General features: G+C 52.6%; 13 protein-coding genes. 4 read left to right on the top strand and 9 right to left on the bottom strand.

What is annotated here, in order from left to right:
- Window positions 1-58: 58 nt before the first annotated feature.
- From JFN88_RS07530 to JFN88_RS07520, 3 genes are all read right to left on the bottom strand, one after another.
- Window positions 59-784 carry a ThuA domain-containing protein gene (locus JFN88_RS07530; RefSeq protein WP_199018713.1) on the bottom strand — a complete coding sequence of 242 codons (726 nt, stop codon included), beginning with the start codon at window positions 782-784 and terminating at the stop codon, window positions 59-61.
- 39 nt (window positions 785-823) lie between these two features.
- Complete coding sequence (locus JFN88_RS07525) at window positions 824-1,993, bottom strand: Gfo/Idh/MocA family protein (RefSeq protein ID WP_199018712.1); 1,170 nt, start codon at window positions 1,991-1,993, stop codon at window positions 824-826.
- Between the two features lie 94 nt (window positions 1,994-2,087).
- Window positions 2,088-3,242: a LacI family DNA-binding transcriptional regulator gene (locus JFN88_RS07520; RefSeq protein WP_233167540.1), complete on the bottom strand. Its 1,155-nt coding sequence runs from the start codon at window positions 3,240-3,242 to the stop codon at window positions 2,088-2,090.
- Window positions 3,243-3,361: 119 nt separating this feature from the next.
- On the opposite strand from JFN88_RS07520, the gene JFN88_RS07515 reads away from it, so the two are divergent.
- Window positions 3,362-3,721, top strand: a complete 360-nt coding sequence (locus JFN88_RS07515) for a TM2 domain-containing protein (protein ID WP_199018711.1) — start codon at window positions 3,362-3,364, stop codon at window positions 3,719-3,721.
- 154 nt (window positions 3,722-3,875) lie between these two features.
- On the opposite strand, the gene JFN88_RS07510 is transcribed toward JFN88_RS07515, so the two are convergent.
- The 3 genes from JFN88_RS07510 to JFN88_RS07500 form a co-directional block, all read right to left on the bottom strand.
- Window positions 3,876-5,462 (bottom strand): peptide chain release factor 3, encoded by a 1,587-nt coding sequence (locus JFN88_RS07510; RefSeq protein WP_199018710.1) that lies wholly within the window; start codon window positions 5,460-5,462, stop codon window positions 3,876-3,878.
- Window positions 5,463-5,605: 143 nt separating this feature from the next.
- Complete coding sequence (zwf, locus tag JFN88_RS07505) at window positions 5,606-7,162, bottom strand: glucose-6-phosphate dehydrogenase (protein WP_199018709.1); 1,557 nt, start codon at window positions 7,160-7,162, stop codon at window positions 5,606-5,608.
- Window positions 7,163-7,396: 234 nt separating this feature from the next.
- Complete coding sequence (locus tag JFN88_RS07500; protein ID WP_199018708.1) at window positions 7,397-8,206, bottom strand: YwmB family TATA-box binding protein; 810 nt, start codon at window positions 8,204-8,206, stop codon at window positions 7,397-7,399.
- Window positions 8,207-8,361: 155 nt separating this feature from the next.
- Here JFN88_RS07500 and JFN88_RS07495 point away from each other — a divergent pair, with 155 nt between their 5' ends.
- Both JFN88_RS07495 and JFN88_RS07490 read left to right on the top strand, forming a co-directional pair.
- Window positions 8,362-8,721 (top strand): hypothetical protein, encoded by a 360-nt coding sequence (locus tag JFN88_RS07495; protein ID WP_199018707.1) that lies wholly within the window; start codon window positions 8,362-8,364, stop codon window positions 8,719-8,721.
- A 314-nt stretch (window positions 8,722-9,035) separates the two neighbouring features.
- On the top strand, window positions 9,036-9,314 hold the full coding sequence (locus tag JFN88_RS07490; protein ID WP_199018706.1) for a YesK family protein: 279 nt from the start codon (window positions 9,036-9,038) through the stop codon (window positions 9,312-9,314).
- A 138-nt stretch (window positions 9,315-9,452) separates the two neighbouring features.
- Here JFN88_RS07490 and cas5c read toward each other — a convergent pair whose 3' ends face one another.
- The gene (cas5c, locus tag JFN88_RS07485; protein WP_199018705.1) at window positions 9,453-10,124 is read right to left on the bottom strand and encodes a type I-C CRISPR-associated protein Cas5c; all 672 of its coding nucleotides are present in this window, start codon (window positions 10,122-10,124) and stop codon (window positions 9,453-9,455) included.
- A gap of 420 nt (window positions 10,125-10,544) precedes the next feature.
- Between cas5c and JFN88_RS07480 the strand changes: the two genes are divergently transcribed.
- Window positions 10,545-11,252, top strand: coding sequence for a DNA alkylation repair protein (locus tag JFN88_RS07480; RefSeq protein WP_199018704.1), 708 nt, complete (start codon window positions 10,545-10,547; stop codon window positions 11,250-11,252).
- A gap of 186 nt (window positions 11,253-11,438) precedes the next feature.
- Here the strand turns inward: JFN88_RS07480 and JFN88_RS07475 are convergent, their stop codons facing one another.
- Window positions 11,439-13,541, bottom strand: coding sequence for a beta-galactosidase (locus JFN88_RS07475; RefSeq protein ID WP_199018703.1), 2,103 nt, complete (start codon window positions 13,539-13,541; stop codon window positions 11,439-11,441).
- A gap of 47 nt (window positions 13,542-13,588) precedes the next feature.
- A complete protein-coding gene (locus JFN88_RS07470) occupies window positions 13,589-14,938 on the bottom strand; it encodes an alpha-L-fucosidase (RefSeq protein WP_199018702.1) in 1,350 nt (449 codons plus the stop codon).
- Between the last annotated feature and the right edge of the window lie 13 nt (window positions 14,939-14,951).

Raw genomic sequence — 14,951 nt, 5'->3', positions numbered from 1 at the left:
GCCAGTCCACCCGTGCCGCCTCTATGGCAAGTGATCCAAGATTCATTGCGCTTCAAACTTAAAGCTGGTTATCCGCCATGCCTGTATAAGCCGCCCCTGCCTCAACTCCCTGGCGGGCTGCAAGCTCTTTGCCTTCCGCTGTCCACAGGAATCCGCGGCGCATCATTTCCTTCACTTCCGGCAAATCCACAATATTCGCCACATGGCCCAGCGAATTGTAGTAGACGCGGCCGATTCCCCAGCGCTTCGTCCAGACGACCGGCATATCCACAGGCCCATTCGCTGCATGGGGGCCGTCAGCGACCGGGAAACGAGTTGTCGCCAGCACTTCAACGGCAGGATCAACATGCAGGTAATATTGCTCGGACTTCACGGTAAAATCTTTCATCCCCTCCACTAACGAGCTGGAGCCTTGCTTAATGTGGACCACGTATTCCGTACCGTCATTGCCCGGATGAGCAACCCAATTGCCGCCGGTCATGAACTGCCAGTCGACATTTTCGCGAAACGCATCGCACATTCCCCCGTGACAGCCTGCCAGTCCGACGCCGCTCTGCACGGCAGACGATACATTGTCAACCAGGTGCTGCTCAATCCGGCCCATCGTCCATACGGGTATAATCAGATCGAGACCCTTCAGCTTCTCCACATCGGCAAAAGCCTCCAAGGTATCGGACACTTCGACTTCAAATTGTTCCTGCTTCAGCACCTCTGCAAAAATTCCTGCCACCTGCTGCGGCTCATGACCGTCCCAGCCACCCCATACAATCAATGCTTTTTTCATATGCAACGCCTGCCTCTCCAATCTATATTTGCCCTGCAGCTATTCTTCTTGCAGTTCCTTAATCGCAACCCATCTGCGCTCCTCGATGGAGCGGTCGACCGCCTCCAGAATCTCCTGGCATTTCACGCCATCAACGAAGTTCGGGACCGGCTGGCGATCTTCCTCGATCGCTTTCATAAACTCATGTATTTCATGGGTGAAAGTATGCTCGTAACCAATCGTATGTCCGGCCGGCCACCAGGCATCCATATAAGCGTGAGGCGCATCTGTGACGAGCACACGGCGGAAGCCCTGGACATCTTCATCATCACCGGTGAAGTACACTTGCAATTCATTCAGACGCTCAAAATCGAACTTGATGCTGCCCTTGCTCCCGTTGATTTCGAATGCATTCGTACAGCGGTGTCCGGCGGCAAAGCGGGTCGCTTCAAAGCTGCCCAGCGCGCCGCTCTCGAACCGGGTCATGAACAGCGTGGCGTCATCAACAGTCACATCTCCAAGCGGTGCATCCTTGTTGCCTTTGGCGGTCAGTCCCGTCATCTCGGACGGCAGCGGACGCTGCTTCACAAATGTTTCGCTCATCCCGATGACTTCCTTGAACTCCCCGATCAGGTAGCGGGCCAAATCGATACAATGTGCGCCCAGATCACCATGCGAGCCCGAACCGGCAATGTCCTTTTGCAAACGCCATACGAGCGGGAATTGCTCATCAATAATCCAGTCCTGCAAAAACCAGGCGCGGTAGTGATAAATCTTGCCAATCCGTCCCTCACTGATGAGCTTCTTGGCCAGTTGCACAGCCGGGGCAAACCGATAGTTGAAGCCGACCATATGCTTGATGCCCGCCTTCTCGGCCGACTCCAGCATCTCTTTGGAATCTTTCAAATTGAGCGCCAGCGGCTTCTCGCAAAAAATATGCTTGCCGTTAGCCGCAGCAGCCAAGGCAATCTCCTTGTGCGCATCGCTCGGCGCATTAATGTCGATCAGATCAATATCATCCCGGCTAACCAGATCACGCCAATCTGTCACTGCGCTCTCCCAACCGAATTGCGCTCTGGCCTTCTCGACGGCCTGCGGATCGCGTCCGCAAATGACCTTCGGCTCCGGCTTCAGCGCATCCGGGAAGAACATCGGCACCGCGCGATAAGCGTTGCTGTGCGCCTTACCCATAAATTTATAGCCAACCATGCCAATACGAACGTTACTCATGAACTTGCACCTCTCCCGATTGAAATGAATGCATTTGTTATTCAAGCAATTCGTATAATTCCGGCTTTCACATATATACTGGTTTTGCGATAAATCAGGAATCTCCTTGCCAGTTCGGATAACGAAGCGACGATGCTCTTGGGACAAGCCGGACCGGGAGCCGGACGACCGATTGCGCCGCATCCTTTGCCCCCTGATGCTCCGCCGGTTCTCCAGAATCAGCTGCATCCGGCTGAAAGCTTGGCGCATGCAAGCTATCCAGCAGCCACTGAGCAGCTTGCTCGCCCATCTCATAGAAGGGAACGGCCACGGAAGACAACTGCGGCTCTGTAAAGCGCGCGCCTTCCGCATCGTCATAGCCGATCAAGGCTGCATCCCTGCCTGGCTTTACGCCATGCTCACGCAAACCTTGCAACAGACCGATCGCCATCCGATCATTCGCCGCTACAATACCGTCCACTTGCCCCTCCCGGATGGCCTCGGCAAGCTGCCCTGCGTACTGGTAGCCGCTCTTGCGGCTGTAGTTTCCCAAATAAAGCAACTGCTCATCCAGTTCTATTCCGTACTCTTGAAGAGCCAGGCTGTAGCCCTTCATCCGATCACGGCTATTGGAATAAACATTCGGGCCATTGAGAAAGGCAATGCGCCGGCAGCCCCTCTCGATCAGATGAGTAGCAGCAAGCTGCCCACCCTTGACATGATCAGCCTCAATCGTCTTGAACGGCTCGTCATCGAAATGCTGGTTCACCAGGCAAAAAGGATAGCCCTCCTCATGAAGCTGTCTGAGCGCCTCCCGCTCCTCTGCCGAATCCTGCGAGCCCAGCATAATACAAGCATCGACCTTCTGCGTCTGGAACAGATTCGTGTAGCTCCGCGCTTCGACCGGGGACAGCGGGATAATCAACAGATCATAGCCCATGCGTCTTGCCGTCTCCCCGATTCCGCTCAAGATTTCCGCGAAGTAATAGGTTGAGAACAGTTTGACCTTCGGCACGTAAGGCAGTATGACGCCCAGGTTCCCGCTTCTCCTGCGGGCCAGCTGCTGGGCAAGCACATTGGGCACATAGTTAAGCTGCCGGGCCGCCTCCAGCACTTTTAATTTCGTTTCCTCCCGAATCGGGCCAACGCCGTTCAATACTCTCGATACTGTTGCCTCCGACACGCCGGCCAGCTTTGCGACTTCTCTTCTGCTTATGATGCATTCCTCCGCTTTCATTGGCCCATAATGTACACGCGTACATTGTTGCATGAAAGCTGTTTCATGTCAATGGGGAACTTGTGATACCGTTCGATATTCCATATAATTTCTTCATAGCATACAAAGAGCGCTTCAAGACACCAAGCTGCATTGCAAGGGAGTGAAACCTTTTGAATCTGGACAATTCTCTATTGACGCCATATTATCCATCCTTGCGGCCTGCCCAGCCGGACTTGAATGAATTCCAGCAGCCGCCTGCACATCTGGTCAAGAATGTGGTGTTTGCTTATATGATCTGGTACTTCCTGGGCCTGTTTGGCGGCCATCACTTCTATACGGGCAGACGCAAAAGCGGCTGGGGCGTTCTGGCATTATCTCTAACGATTATAGGTCTGCCTATTGCCTTGCTCTGGTGGGCGATCGATGCCTTTTACCTCTACAAACGGGTACACCGCTACAACGATACTAGCAAGCAGCAATTCAAACCCCGGCTTTACTATTATGAGTACTCATCTGTATTCGTCCAGTGAATCAGGCGTAGACGGCTTTACCGTCCTTGAACGGGCAAAACTCCGTTTCGTAGTGAACGATAAGCCAAAAGGCCCGCCACTCGGCCTTCAGATGTCTTGCGGAACGTTTTCCGGGACATACAGATGCCGCATAGCGGGCCTTGCATGTATATTTTTAAGGAGCCATCTCCAAAAACTTCGTAGTCGGGTTTTTCTCAATAGCTGTACGCATCGCGTACTCGTTCTCGAACAGCGCCACGTAATTATCCTTTTTATCCTTCACCAGCACCGAGTTGATGCGGAACTTGGACGGATCGATCTTGTCGTCCACCAGCCAGCGCGCGAATTGGTAAGTCATTCGATGCAGCTGGATATCTACGCCGTATTCGCCCTTCATCCGATATTCGAATACTTCGAACTGGAGCTGGCCGACAACGCCCAGAATTATCTCATCAAATCCGCTTGTCGAGTGGAACACCTGAATGGTGCCTTCCTCTGTCAGCTGATCGATTCCCTTCTGATACTGCTTATGCTTGAGGGCATTTTTGACCGTGACCTTCGCGAAAATCTCCGGCGAGAATGTCGGCAGCTCATCAAAGGTCAGCTCGCCCGCCTGGGATAGCGTGTCGCCAATCCGGAAGATTCCCGGGTCGAATAACCCGATAATGTCGCCCGGATAAGCCGACTCGACGATATCACGGTCCTGCGCCAAAAATTGCTGTGGCTGAGACAGCTTGATGTCCTTGCCCGCGCGCACGTGCTTGACGCTCATTCCACGCTCAAAACGGCCGGAGCAAATGCGCAGGAACGCAATCCGGTCGCGGTGAGCCGGGTTCATGTTCGCCTGAATTTTGAATACATAGCCGGAGAACTTCTCTTCTGTCGGCTCTACCAGCCGCTCGGTGCTTTGTCGCGGAGTTGGCGAAGGCGCGAGTTTCAGGAAGTTCTCCAGGAAGGTCTGTACACCAAAGTTATTAACCGCACTGCCGAAAAAGATCGGCGTCAATTCGCCGCGGCTGACCTTCTCGTAATCGAACTGATCGCCCGCTACATCCAATAATTCCAGTTCCCCTGTCAATTGATCATGCAAAAAGTCACCCGCCATCTCGCGGATAATCGGATCATTGTAATCTTCAACCTTTCGCACTTCAATCTTGCTATGGTCATTCCCCTGGAACAGCTCGACCTGATTGTTCATGCGGTCATAGACGCCGCACAGTTCACGGCCCATTCCGATCGGCCAGTTCATCGGCACCGAGCGAATGCCCAGTACCTGCTCCAGTTCTTCCATCAGTTCGAACGGGCTGCGCCCTTCGCGGTCCAGCTTGTTGATGAAGGTGAAGATCGGAATCCCGCGCTTGCGGCATACCTGGAACAGCTTGATCGTCTGCGCCTCCACCCCTTTGGCGACGTCGATCAGCATGACCGCGCTGTCCGCAGCCGTCAGTGTCCGGTAGGTATCTTCGCTGAAGTCCTGGTGACCCGGGGTATCCAGAATGTTCACCCGATGCCCCAGATAGTCAAATTGCATGACGCTGGATGTAACCGAAATTCCGCGCTGCTTCTCAATTTCCATCCAGTCGGACGTCGCGTGCTTGCTTGCTTTCCTCGCTTTGACCGTACCGGCCAAACGAATCGCGCCCCCAAACAGCAACAGCTTTTCCGTTAGTGTTGTTTTCCCCGCATCCGGGTGAGATATAATGGCGAAGGTTCTTCTCCGCTCCACTTCCTGCTTAATGTCATTCTCTAAATTCGTACTCATTCCAGCCGTCCTCTCGTCTTGAGATTTCAGTAAATTGATGATGACCGATTCGGTCAAATTTACGCTGCAAGGCTGGAGACTCTTCAGCAATCGAAGAACCCCCAGCCCTTATTGTACATTATATTAACGAAGCACCAGCTTCGTTATTTGCCTGTGTTGCTAACCCAAATGACATTGTCTTCTTCCTGGCCGTTCACCGGCCACCAGCGGAAACCGTCCTGCTTCAGCAGATCGCTCGCTTCTGTCGGCCCCCATGATCCTGCCGGATATGGACGGATGTCCGATGTATCGTCATGCCATGCAGCGGCGATCTTATCTACGAATGCCCATGCATGGGATACTTCATCCCAGCGCGTGAAGTACGTGGAGTCGCCGCGTGCCGCGTCATAGATCAAGCGCTCATACGCTTCCGGCGTATTGATGCCGACCTGGCAGCTTTGGCAGAATTCCATGGCCACCGGCTGAATTTGCGTATCCGAGCCCGGCTGCTTGGCATTGATTTTGATGTAGATGCCCTCCATCGGGTTAACGCGAATAACGAGCAAGTTCGGCGCCAGATTGTGACGGCTTGCGAACAGCACATTGTTCGGCATGTTCTGGAATTCGATCACAACCTCAGTAGTTTTTACCGGGAGGCGCTTGCCTGTCCGAATGTAGAACGGCACACCCGCCCAACGAAAATTATCGACGGCAACCTTGGCAGCAAAATAAGTCTCGGTGACCGAATCGCCCGCAACCGATTCTTCCTGGCGGTAGCCCGGAAGCGGCTTGCCCTTGTGTACACCTTCCGAATATTGGCCGCGCACGACATTTTTGCGCACATCCTCAAACGTTTCGTATTGGCGAAGGGAACGAAGCACTTTCACCTTCTCGTCACGGATATCTTCGCCATGCAGACGGCTAGGCGGCTCCATTGCAATCATCGTCAGCATTTGCAGCATGTGGTTCTGGCCCATGTCGCGCAGGGCGCCAGATTTGTCATAATACCCGCCGCGGTCCTCGACCCCTACAGTTTCGGATAGTGTAATTTGCACGTTGGCAATATGCTTGTTATTCCAAAGCGGCTCAAAAAACGCGTTCGCAAATCGGATGACTTCGATGTTCTGAACCATTTCCTTGCCGAGATAGTGGTCAATACGGAAAATTTCTTCTTCCTTGAATACCTGATTGATCTGGTCGTTCAGCTTCTGGGCAGAAGGGAGGTCGTATCCGAACGGCTTCTCGATAACAACACGATGCCAGCCCTTGCTCTCCAGCAGACCGCCGTCGCGAAGATTGAAGGAAACCGGGCCAAACAGCTCAGGAGCCAGCGCCAGATAGAACAGGCGGTTGCCCGGAATGTCAAAGCGCTCATCCAGCTTCTCAGACAGACGGGTAAGCTCGCGGAAGCCTTCCACATCGTTGATATCCAAGGACATATAGACAAAATGCTGCGCAAATCGATTCCAAAGCTCTGCGTCATCTGCCTTGTAACGGCAAAATTCGTTGATGGACTCATAAACCTCGGCCTGGAATTGCTCATCTGTACGGCTGCGGCGCGCCAATCCGACCACTGCAAAATCCTCTGCGAGCTTGCCTTCCTTATATAAGCTGAACAGCGCGGGGAACAACTTGCGCTTGGCAAGGTCTCCTGTCGCCCCGAATAAGTAATAAACAGCGCCTGAAGCCGGCAGAGCTTCTGATTTATGTTGATCTGTCATCGTACTAGACTCTCTCCTATGTCATTTTATAGGTTCCATCTCATTAGGTTACATGTTATGTAGTGTAGCATATATGCCACTGAATCGCTATGAATTGCTCCATAAAAAAAACTAATGATAGCATCAATTATTTTTGATCACTCGGCCACAGTTTATCCTCAAATTCACTGTGTCTTCTCGCTCATACTCATTTTCAATTATTTTTCTAATATAATGTATTTATTTCCCTGTCTTCTACTGCAAATAATCGCCCGTAATTAACGGCACGCCGACGATCAATCGGGTCTTCCCAATCTCTTGATCCTGCCGGGTTGCCAGCTGCAAATTGACCTTGTACATACCGCTTTGTGCCACGCTGTTCAATTGCTCAGTCCAGTACGTTTCGCTCAAGGTATGCTTGTCCGAATAACTTTCTAGCCGCTGGGCCTCCGCCCTCTCCGCCAGTTGGTTCGCTGCGTCCGCAGATTGCGCGATTCCGCGGAAGGTCACGCTTGGTGATGCGGATACACCGGCATCCTTCAACGCCTCCTCAATTTTGCCGTACGATTCCTCCAACTGGCTTTGCGGCGTCCCCTCCACATTGTCCAGCAGCAGCACGAGCAAGCCCTGATCGCCGCCCTTGCCCTCCGTCTGAGTACGATACCATAACGTAACCCGGGCCGACTCCATCGTATCCGAGCTTTGCCACACTTTTTCCCCGCCGCTATTTTCCTTGAGCGTGTCCGGGCCGTCAGGAAGACCCAGCGCAGCCGCTACTTCGTCCGCCTGTCTTCTTGCAGCCGAACCCTTCGCGTCCCATCGGAAAGACCACGCTGCCGATGTCGACCCGCCCTCCAGCAGCGGGTCCGCCCACTCCCAAAGTACAAGCGCATCGTGCTGAAGCGGCGATACACTGCCAATTGCAGTATCCATCGTTTTTTGACCGCCTTCTGTACCGATCAGCCACGCCCCCAACGCGAGTACGGCAAGAAGGGAGAATAATATTGCCTTTCCTCTATCTTTCCGCCGCCTGTCTGCTCGACCTCGCATGATATTTACTCCCATACGGACTCCTACCTCCTGTGCAGAGTTTTTATGAACATTGCAAGCCTTGTTCCTTCTCCGCCTCAATTCTTATCGTGTAAAATGGGTATCCATCTATACGCACATGCCCTGCCCTGCATAGACTGCTCATAGAATTCGATGGAGGTGTTTTATAAATGGAACGCATCTTTCCAATTAATGAGGAACGTCTTCAATCCCTTAGGGGACAGCTTGTATGCGCCGTGAGCAAAAAAGGCCACCATTATATCGGCGTCCTGCATTCATGCCGCGGCGGTCGGGTCGTGCTGAACGGACCTGAAGGGGGGCAGACCGTTCGCCGCCCATCTAAACCCGAAGGCATAGCCGTCAAGGGCCGCGGCAAGAAAGGAAGATCGCGCCGAAAAAAATATATATCGGCTCCGTCCGGGTCGCAGGGTGCAGCCGAGTTGTCCGCATCCTATCAATTTCGACCGGCCTTCACTCAGCCTGTTGGGCTTGAAGTGGGAGAGATCACCTTCCTTTTCGCACTCGTATAGAGAGCTTGGCAAGTCAGCCAACCTGTCCGAGGCTTCTCATGTGCGAGTCGGCTTATATGCCCGCTTGTTCTATCTGGCGTCCATTAATAAAACATAAGAGGCCCCAGCTGATATTCACGAGCTAGAGCCTCTTTGTTGTCTTTTACATATTTTTAGAGCTGGCTGAGATGAACGGGCCTCACGGTGCTGGAAGAACGCGAATGGCGCTTGGTTGTTATCTTTATTTTAAACGGTTGAAAGGAACAATTCAAATAAATGGAATTCCCGTTGTGGTATACTGGTACAAAAATAGCCATTGCAAGGGGATGTTGAACGTGGACATATTGTTTTTAGCTGCTGTCAGCGGCGGCGTTGCACTCGCACTGCTAATTATTGCCCACTTTACTTATCAGCGCTCACCAAATAACTTACGTTCGCTATTCTTCCCGTCCGGGCTTGTCCTTTTGATCAGTATCATCGCCTTGATCATCAGTCTGGCTTCGGGAGGCTTTCGCGGTCTCGGATTTGGGATTCTCAGCGCAGCGGCAGGTGCAGGAAGCATTATTGGCATCATCGGAATCGCGCTGCTGACGTACATTGGCAACAAGCGTTAACAGCTTTGTCGTCCTATGACGGATGAAGGCTTCGTTTCGCGAAAAAAAAGACAGACGCGTACCATAAGCTACGGTCTGCCATGCCTCCTTAATATAGTAAGCCCCATTAATGTCAGGCAGGGTATTTTGCGTGACAGATCAGGATTTCGCATCCTTCTGCAGCAGATCCGGGACGGCAATCGTCCCTCCCCTCATAATAGCCTTGAAGTACAAAGGCTTCATTTCATGCTTGAAGTCTAAATCCCACAGCATGCATCCCAGCTCACGGTCGGGCTGATCTTTATAACAGGATAAAGGTGTCATGTCATGGTCCTCAAGCAAGGTAAAAATGGCCGGAAACTCTCTGGCTCCGAGGTACGGATGGTAAAAGCACTGACGTTTGCGGGCGCGCCGCAAAAAAATATTATAGTGCTTCTCCGGATGATCTTGCTCCCCAGCGCGCGGCGTCATGACAAAATGCGCATGAATGACGTACTTCACATCCCGCAGCAGCAGGCCCTCATGAAGGTTCTGCTCTCCCGCGGGCATCGGAGACAATAACGGCCGCTTGCCGCTCATCGGCTCCCTGAGCCCGGATACCGCAGCCGTCGGGTCCATCTCGATACGTGAAACCCTCTCCAGCTGAATTTCATTGATGACATCAATCCGATCGACTACCCATCGGATAGCTGGCTTCCAATGAATCGACTCCAAGACTCCCCTTGCAGCAGAAGGAGTCATTACATCATAGCTTACCCGTCTATCCTTATAATCGGAACGGGCAAAGCAAGCATAGCTTCCCCAAACCAGAAGCCGGATTCCGTACCCCATTATGTCTCCTCCCCTAAATTTAAAGCCGAAAAGCACTTACCTACGCAGGGCTTACCTCCCCCTTCCATTTTTGGAATATACTCTTTTAGTATACTCGCAATAGGTCTATATGTGTAGTATGATTTTACTATATATTCGATAGCAGGTAGTTGAAATTATTTATTGGACAGCTGGGAAAAAGTAAACTTACGGACAATTCATCGTCCCATAGGCCTATAGAATGCGATACGTGGTGACATCATTTTCTGCGGTTGAAAATCAGGATGGAATTTTCCTCCCCATGTTCCTTTTGCAAAGCTTGTGTTCGAGCGGCGCAAGCTGATAGGGAGTGGGTTAGGCAGTGGCACCTTTGAGTGGAGTCAGGTATCATATACTTAAGAAATATATCGGCAACCCTCCAGGCGAAGGAAGTGTAAAACGATGAATTCAGAAACGGTGATGCAGGAACTCGAAGCTCTCGGCAAGGAACGACTCAAGAAAATGTACCTTTCCAATGGCGCGCAGGAGCCGCTTTTTGGAGTGGCGACAGGAGAAATGAAACCAATTTTCAAGAAGACCAAGCTCAATCAACCTTTGGCGGAGCAGCTTTATGCCTCGGGGAATTACGACGCAATGTACTTTGCCGGAATCATAGCTGAGCCAAATTCCATGACTGAGGCGGATTATGACCGTTGGCTGGATTCGGCATATTTTTATATGTTGTCCGATTTTGTAGTAGCGGTCACTTTGTCGGAAGCGGATATTGCGCAAGAGGTTGCCGATAAGTGGATTGCAAGTGGCGAAGATCTGAGAATGTCAGCAGGCTGGAGTTGCTATTGCTGGTTATTGGGGAGCCGTCCGGACAGCGAATTTTCGAAAAGCAAACTTACCAAGATGCTTGAACAGGTGGAGAATACGATCCACGCTGCTCCCGAGCGAACGAAATATTCAATGAGCAATTTTATATACACGGTGGCGACTTCCTATTTACCACTTCACGACAAGGCGGTGGCTACAGGGAATGCAGTAAGCCCGGTAGAGGTCAAAAGTGACACGGGAAAAAGCAAGTTCCTAAACGCTGTCGGAAATATTCAAAAGACTGCAGCGAGAGGAAAACTTGGCTTTAAACGAAAGCATGTACGATGTTAAACTTCTGCTTTCCTGCCACAAGAAACAAGCGGGCCTACATTCACTCAAACGGCATCCATTGCGGATTTTTGACGTCCATGTGGGTGTACAACAAAAGAACCCGCTTTATCGGCGGGTTTCTTCAATATAACATCAACTTCCAAAGCTTTATCTACTTATTTGATCGACTCTGTCTCCAAGCCAGTATCAGCTTTTATCGCTCTTTCGCAAAATTCGCACTCCGTACCCCGGTATCGTCGCATCGCCAGTCAGCCATTCACCGCTAATGACGTCCTCGACTTCTTCTGCGACGCGAATGTACGCTTCGTTGGCCCCGTAGTTCAGCAGGAAATGCCACGCTTCCCCGGCATCATCGACGCGGACAGCCAGCTCCACTTGGCGCGGCAGCTCGCACCAGTCAGCGACCGGTGATTGCAGCCCGAGCCGATTAATCAGCTTGTCGACGACCGCCTCTGAGAACGCCGCGCCGTAGTACCAAGCCTCACCCGCGCCGACGCGGTTGCAGGTCATGGCCGGTTTGCCCGCGTAATAAGCCGTCGTATATTCCGCTTCGACCGTCACGCTCGGTTGATCCACCGCAATAATGTCATTAAACTTGATCGCAGGGAATTCTGAGGCAGCCTCCGCGACCGCTCCCGCCGTCAATCCTGCTGCTTCGCCAACCATCCTGACCAACGCAGGCTTCACTGTACCTGCAATACGCGTAAAGTCTTCTAGATGAATGCCGCACAGCTCGGCTGCATAACCCGGGAACGGCATCATCCGACACCGGCCGGTTTCGTCCTTGTACCCGGTGCGCGCACCGAATACGACTTTGCCCCCGCCTTTCACGTACTCCTTCAGCAGCATTGCCGTTTCCTCCGTCAAAATCGCCGGATGCGGATAGACGACAAATTTGTACTTGCGCAGCTCGTCCAGCCCGACCCCCGTCCGCAACTTCACCCGGTCCGCCGGAATGTGACGGTATTGGAGCTGCTTGTACCACGCGCCGTAGCTCGCGCCGCGCAGCGCGCCCGGATAGGTGTCGTGCTCGCCGTCCCATTCATTGTCGTAGTCGTCGAGCAACGCCACTTCGGCAACGTACCGACGGCCGACGAGCCCTTCGCCAAGCCGTTGCAATTCCTCGCCAATAATGGTCGCTTCCGCCACGCGCCGATTGGGCTGGTTATGGTAATCGTTAATGCCGTGCCAGTACATTTCCGTACCGACCGTTGCCGTCCGCCAGCGAAAGAACAGAACCATATCCGCGCCGTGCGCGATCGATTGGTACGTCCAGAGCCGCATTTGCCCTGGCTCGGGCGTAGGCAACTCGATGCTGTTCGTCCATCCTCCCGGACCCGACTGTTGCTCCATGACACAGAAGTTAGGACTTACATCACGTACAGCGCTCAGGTTCAAACTCCATTTTCGGTCGAGGAGCGGTTCCTCTTCATTTGGATCGTTAAAAATCGTCGCAAACAACGGATACGTATCATACGAGAAAAAATCGAGCTGCTCGTCCGTCAGCCGATGGCTGTCCAAATGACCGAACAGACCGTTTGTCGTCAACCAGTGGTGCGGCGCAATGTCGCGCAAAATATCGGTCTGCACCTTCGCAAAGTCGATCGTATTGTCAGAAATGAATCGTTTCTCATCCAGCGCCTGATGTGGGTTCGGCGTATTGGACACGACACGACGTGTCAGATGAACCTGCTCCCAATCGGTATAGGTCTGGCTCCAGAAGACCGTCCCCCACGCCTGATTCAACTTGTCCAACGTACCGTATTTGCGCTTCAGCCACTCCCGGAACGCGAGATGATCGGCTTCAGCGTAGTACGTATCGATCTGGCAGTTGAACTCGTTGTCGATCTGCCACCCGACAATCGCAGGATGGTCCTTGAAATGCACGGCCATCCGCCGTACAATATTCGCGCACAGCTCCCGATATTTCGTCGAACTGTAGTTATAATGGCGACGCGCCCCATGATGATACGGCAGACCGTCGATTGTCGCGTTAAGCACCTCGGGATATTTCGTCGTCAGCCACGCCGGCGGCGTCGCAGTCGGCGTCCCCATGATCACTTTCAGTCCATGGCGATGCGCGGCATCAAGCGCGCGATCGAACAGTGAGAAGTCATAACGCCCTTCCTCCGGCTCGAAAATCGCCCAAGCAAACTCAGCAATTCTAATGATGTCAAAGCGCATCGCTTTCATGCGCTGGAAATCTTCTTCCCACAACGCTTCGTCCCAATGCTCGGGATAGTAGCAGACGCCTAGTGTAAAACGGTCGGTTTTTAACGATTTTCCCATGATCCAGCTCCTCAGCTCTCAAGCTTATTCTATCTCTAAGTGCAAAGTTATGCCAAGCCATCGCCCAGGCCATGCGTAATTTGTTCTTCAACGGCATGCCCTTCCCACTTAATCGGGTCTTTGAACTGCAGCACGATGATCGTATCAAGCGGATGACGCTCGCCTTCAGGAACAGTTATCAGCAGCTTATTATCGTCAGTTCGGCTAACTGTGACGCCCTCGGAAGTCAAGCTGCTAGACGTCAACAAATTGGGAGGCGCATCGCGCAGCACAATGGTATCATCCACCCATTCCGTAATGTGCAGGTACACCGTGGAATCGCGGTAGACGGAGCCTCCCCAGGCAGCCGGAAGAAAGGGCCCGCCCCGCGTTCCGTATACGGATTCTCCATAGCGTGCCAACCAGTCCCCCATTTGCTTGAGGCGCTCCGCTTGCGCCGCCTCGATCTCGCCGGCTCCTTGAGGGCCGACGTTCAACAAGAAAGTGCCGTCCCTCGTGACAATGCGGATGAATCTGTCGACAAGCTGTCGCAGCGAGAGCATCTGGCGGTCCGGCATCCACCCCCACGAATCGGCCAAGCAATCGCAGGAATCCCATGGCTTATCCGTCCGTATTTCTCCAATAGAACGTTCCCGAACGACGAAATCGCCTTCCCAACCAGACCGATTGTTAATCATAATGTCTGGCTGAAGTTCACGAACCATCGCGTTGAGCCGTTCCGACTCCCAGAAGTAATTCACTTTGAAATACGTCTCGTCGTGCATCCATTCTTTGTTCGTAATCCATCCCGGGATGCGAGTGTCGTAGTGAATGCCCCCATGCGCCAACCACTCCCCGTCATACCACAACATATCTATTTTTCCATAGTTGCTCATCAGTTCCCGAATTTGCGTCCAGCATTGTTCTTTCATTTCCAACGCGCTGCTGATATACATTTCCGGAAAAAAGTAACCCGGGAAGCGCCAATCCATCGGAGAGTAATAGAAGCCGACTTTTAACCCTTCGCTTCTGCAAGCTTCCACGTATTCAGCGACCAAATCTCTCCCCGCAGCGGAATTGACACTGTTAAACGCGCTTGCCTCCGTCTGAAATAGAGCAAAGCCGTCATGATGTTTGGTCGTGAGCACCATATATTTCATTCCTGCTTCTTTGGCCGTTCTAGCCCAGGCTTTCGGATCAAAGCCCGAGGCGTCGAACTGCTTGGCGAGTTCGGCATACTGTTCGGCAGCCATCCGTTCATTGAACATGACCCATTCTCCGCGACCAAGCAGGGAGTAGAGCCCCCAGTGGATGAACATGCCGAACTTGCCATCCCGGAACCACTGCATCTTCTCTGCCGATTGCTTCGGCACCTCTACCGGGACGTATTGACTTTTCAATTGTTGTAGTGATTTCATAATCCGCTTCCTC

Source organism: Paenibacillus roseus (assembly GCF_016424485.1).
Lineage (GTDB): Bacteria > Bacillota > Bacilli > Paenibacillales > Paenibacillaceae > Paenibacillus_D > Paenibacillus_D roseus.
Note: the sequence above shows the minus strand (reverse complement) of the source record. Positions and strands in the feature narration are given on the sequence as shown.

Bases quoted from the DNA above. Each gene is read 5' to 3' on its own strand.
- JFN88_RS07500 (WP_199018708.1), bottom strand. From the start codon at position 8,206: ATGGGAGTAAATATCATGCGAGGTCGAGCAGACAGGCGGCGGAAAGAT.
- JFN88_RS07495 (WP_199018707.1), top strand. From the start codon at position 8,362: ATGGAACGCATCTTTCCAATTAATGAGGAACGTCTTCAATCCCTTAGG.
- JFN88_RS07520 (WP_233167540.1), bottom strand. From the start codon at position 3,242: ATGCAACAATGTACGCGTGTACATTATGGGCCAATGAAAGCGGAGGAA.
- JFN88_RS07530 (WP_199018713.1), bottom strand. From the start codon at position 784: ATGAAAAAAGCATTGATTGTATGGGGTGGCTGGGACGGTCATGAGCCG.
- JFN88_RS07480 (WP_199018704.1), top strand. From the start codon at position 10,545: ATGAATTCAGAAACGGTGATGCAGGAACTCGAAGCTCTCGGCAAGGAA.
- JFN88_RS07470 (WP_199018702.1), bottom strand. From the start codon at position 14,938: ATGAAATCACTACAACAATTGAAAAGTCAATACGTCCCGGTAGAGGTG.
- JFN88_RS07510 (WP_199018710.1), bottom strand. From the start codon at position 5,462: ATGAGTACGAATTTAGAGAATGACATTAAGCAGGAAGTGGAGCGGAGA.
- zwf (WP_199018709.1), bottom strand. From the start codon at position 7,162: ATGACAGATCAACATAAATCAGAAGCTCTGCCGGCTTCAGGCGCTGTT.
- cas5c (WP_199018705.1), bottom strand. From the start codon at position 10,124: ATGGGGTACGGAATCCGGCTTCTGGTTTGGGGAAGCTATGCTTGCTTT.
- JFN88_RS07475 (WP_199018703.1), bottom strand. From the start codon at position 13,541: ATGGGAAAATCGTTAAAAACCGACCGTTTTACACTAGGCGTCTGCTAC.
- JFN88_RS07525 (WP_199018712.1), bottom strand. From the start codon at position 1,993: ATGAGTAACGTTCGTATTGGCATGGTTGGCTATAAATTTATGGGTAAG.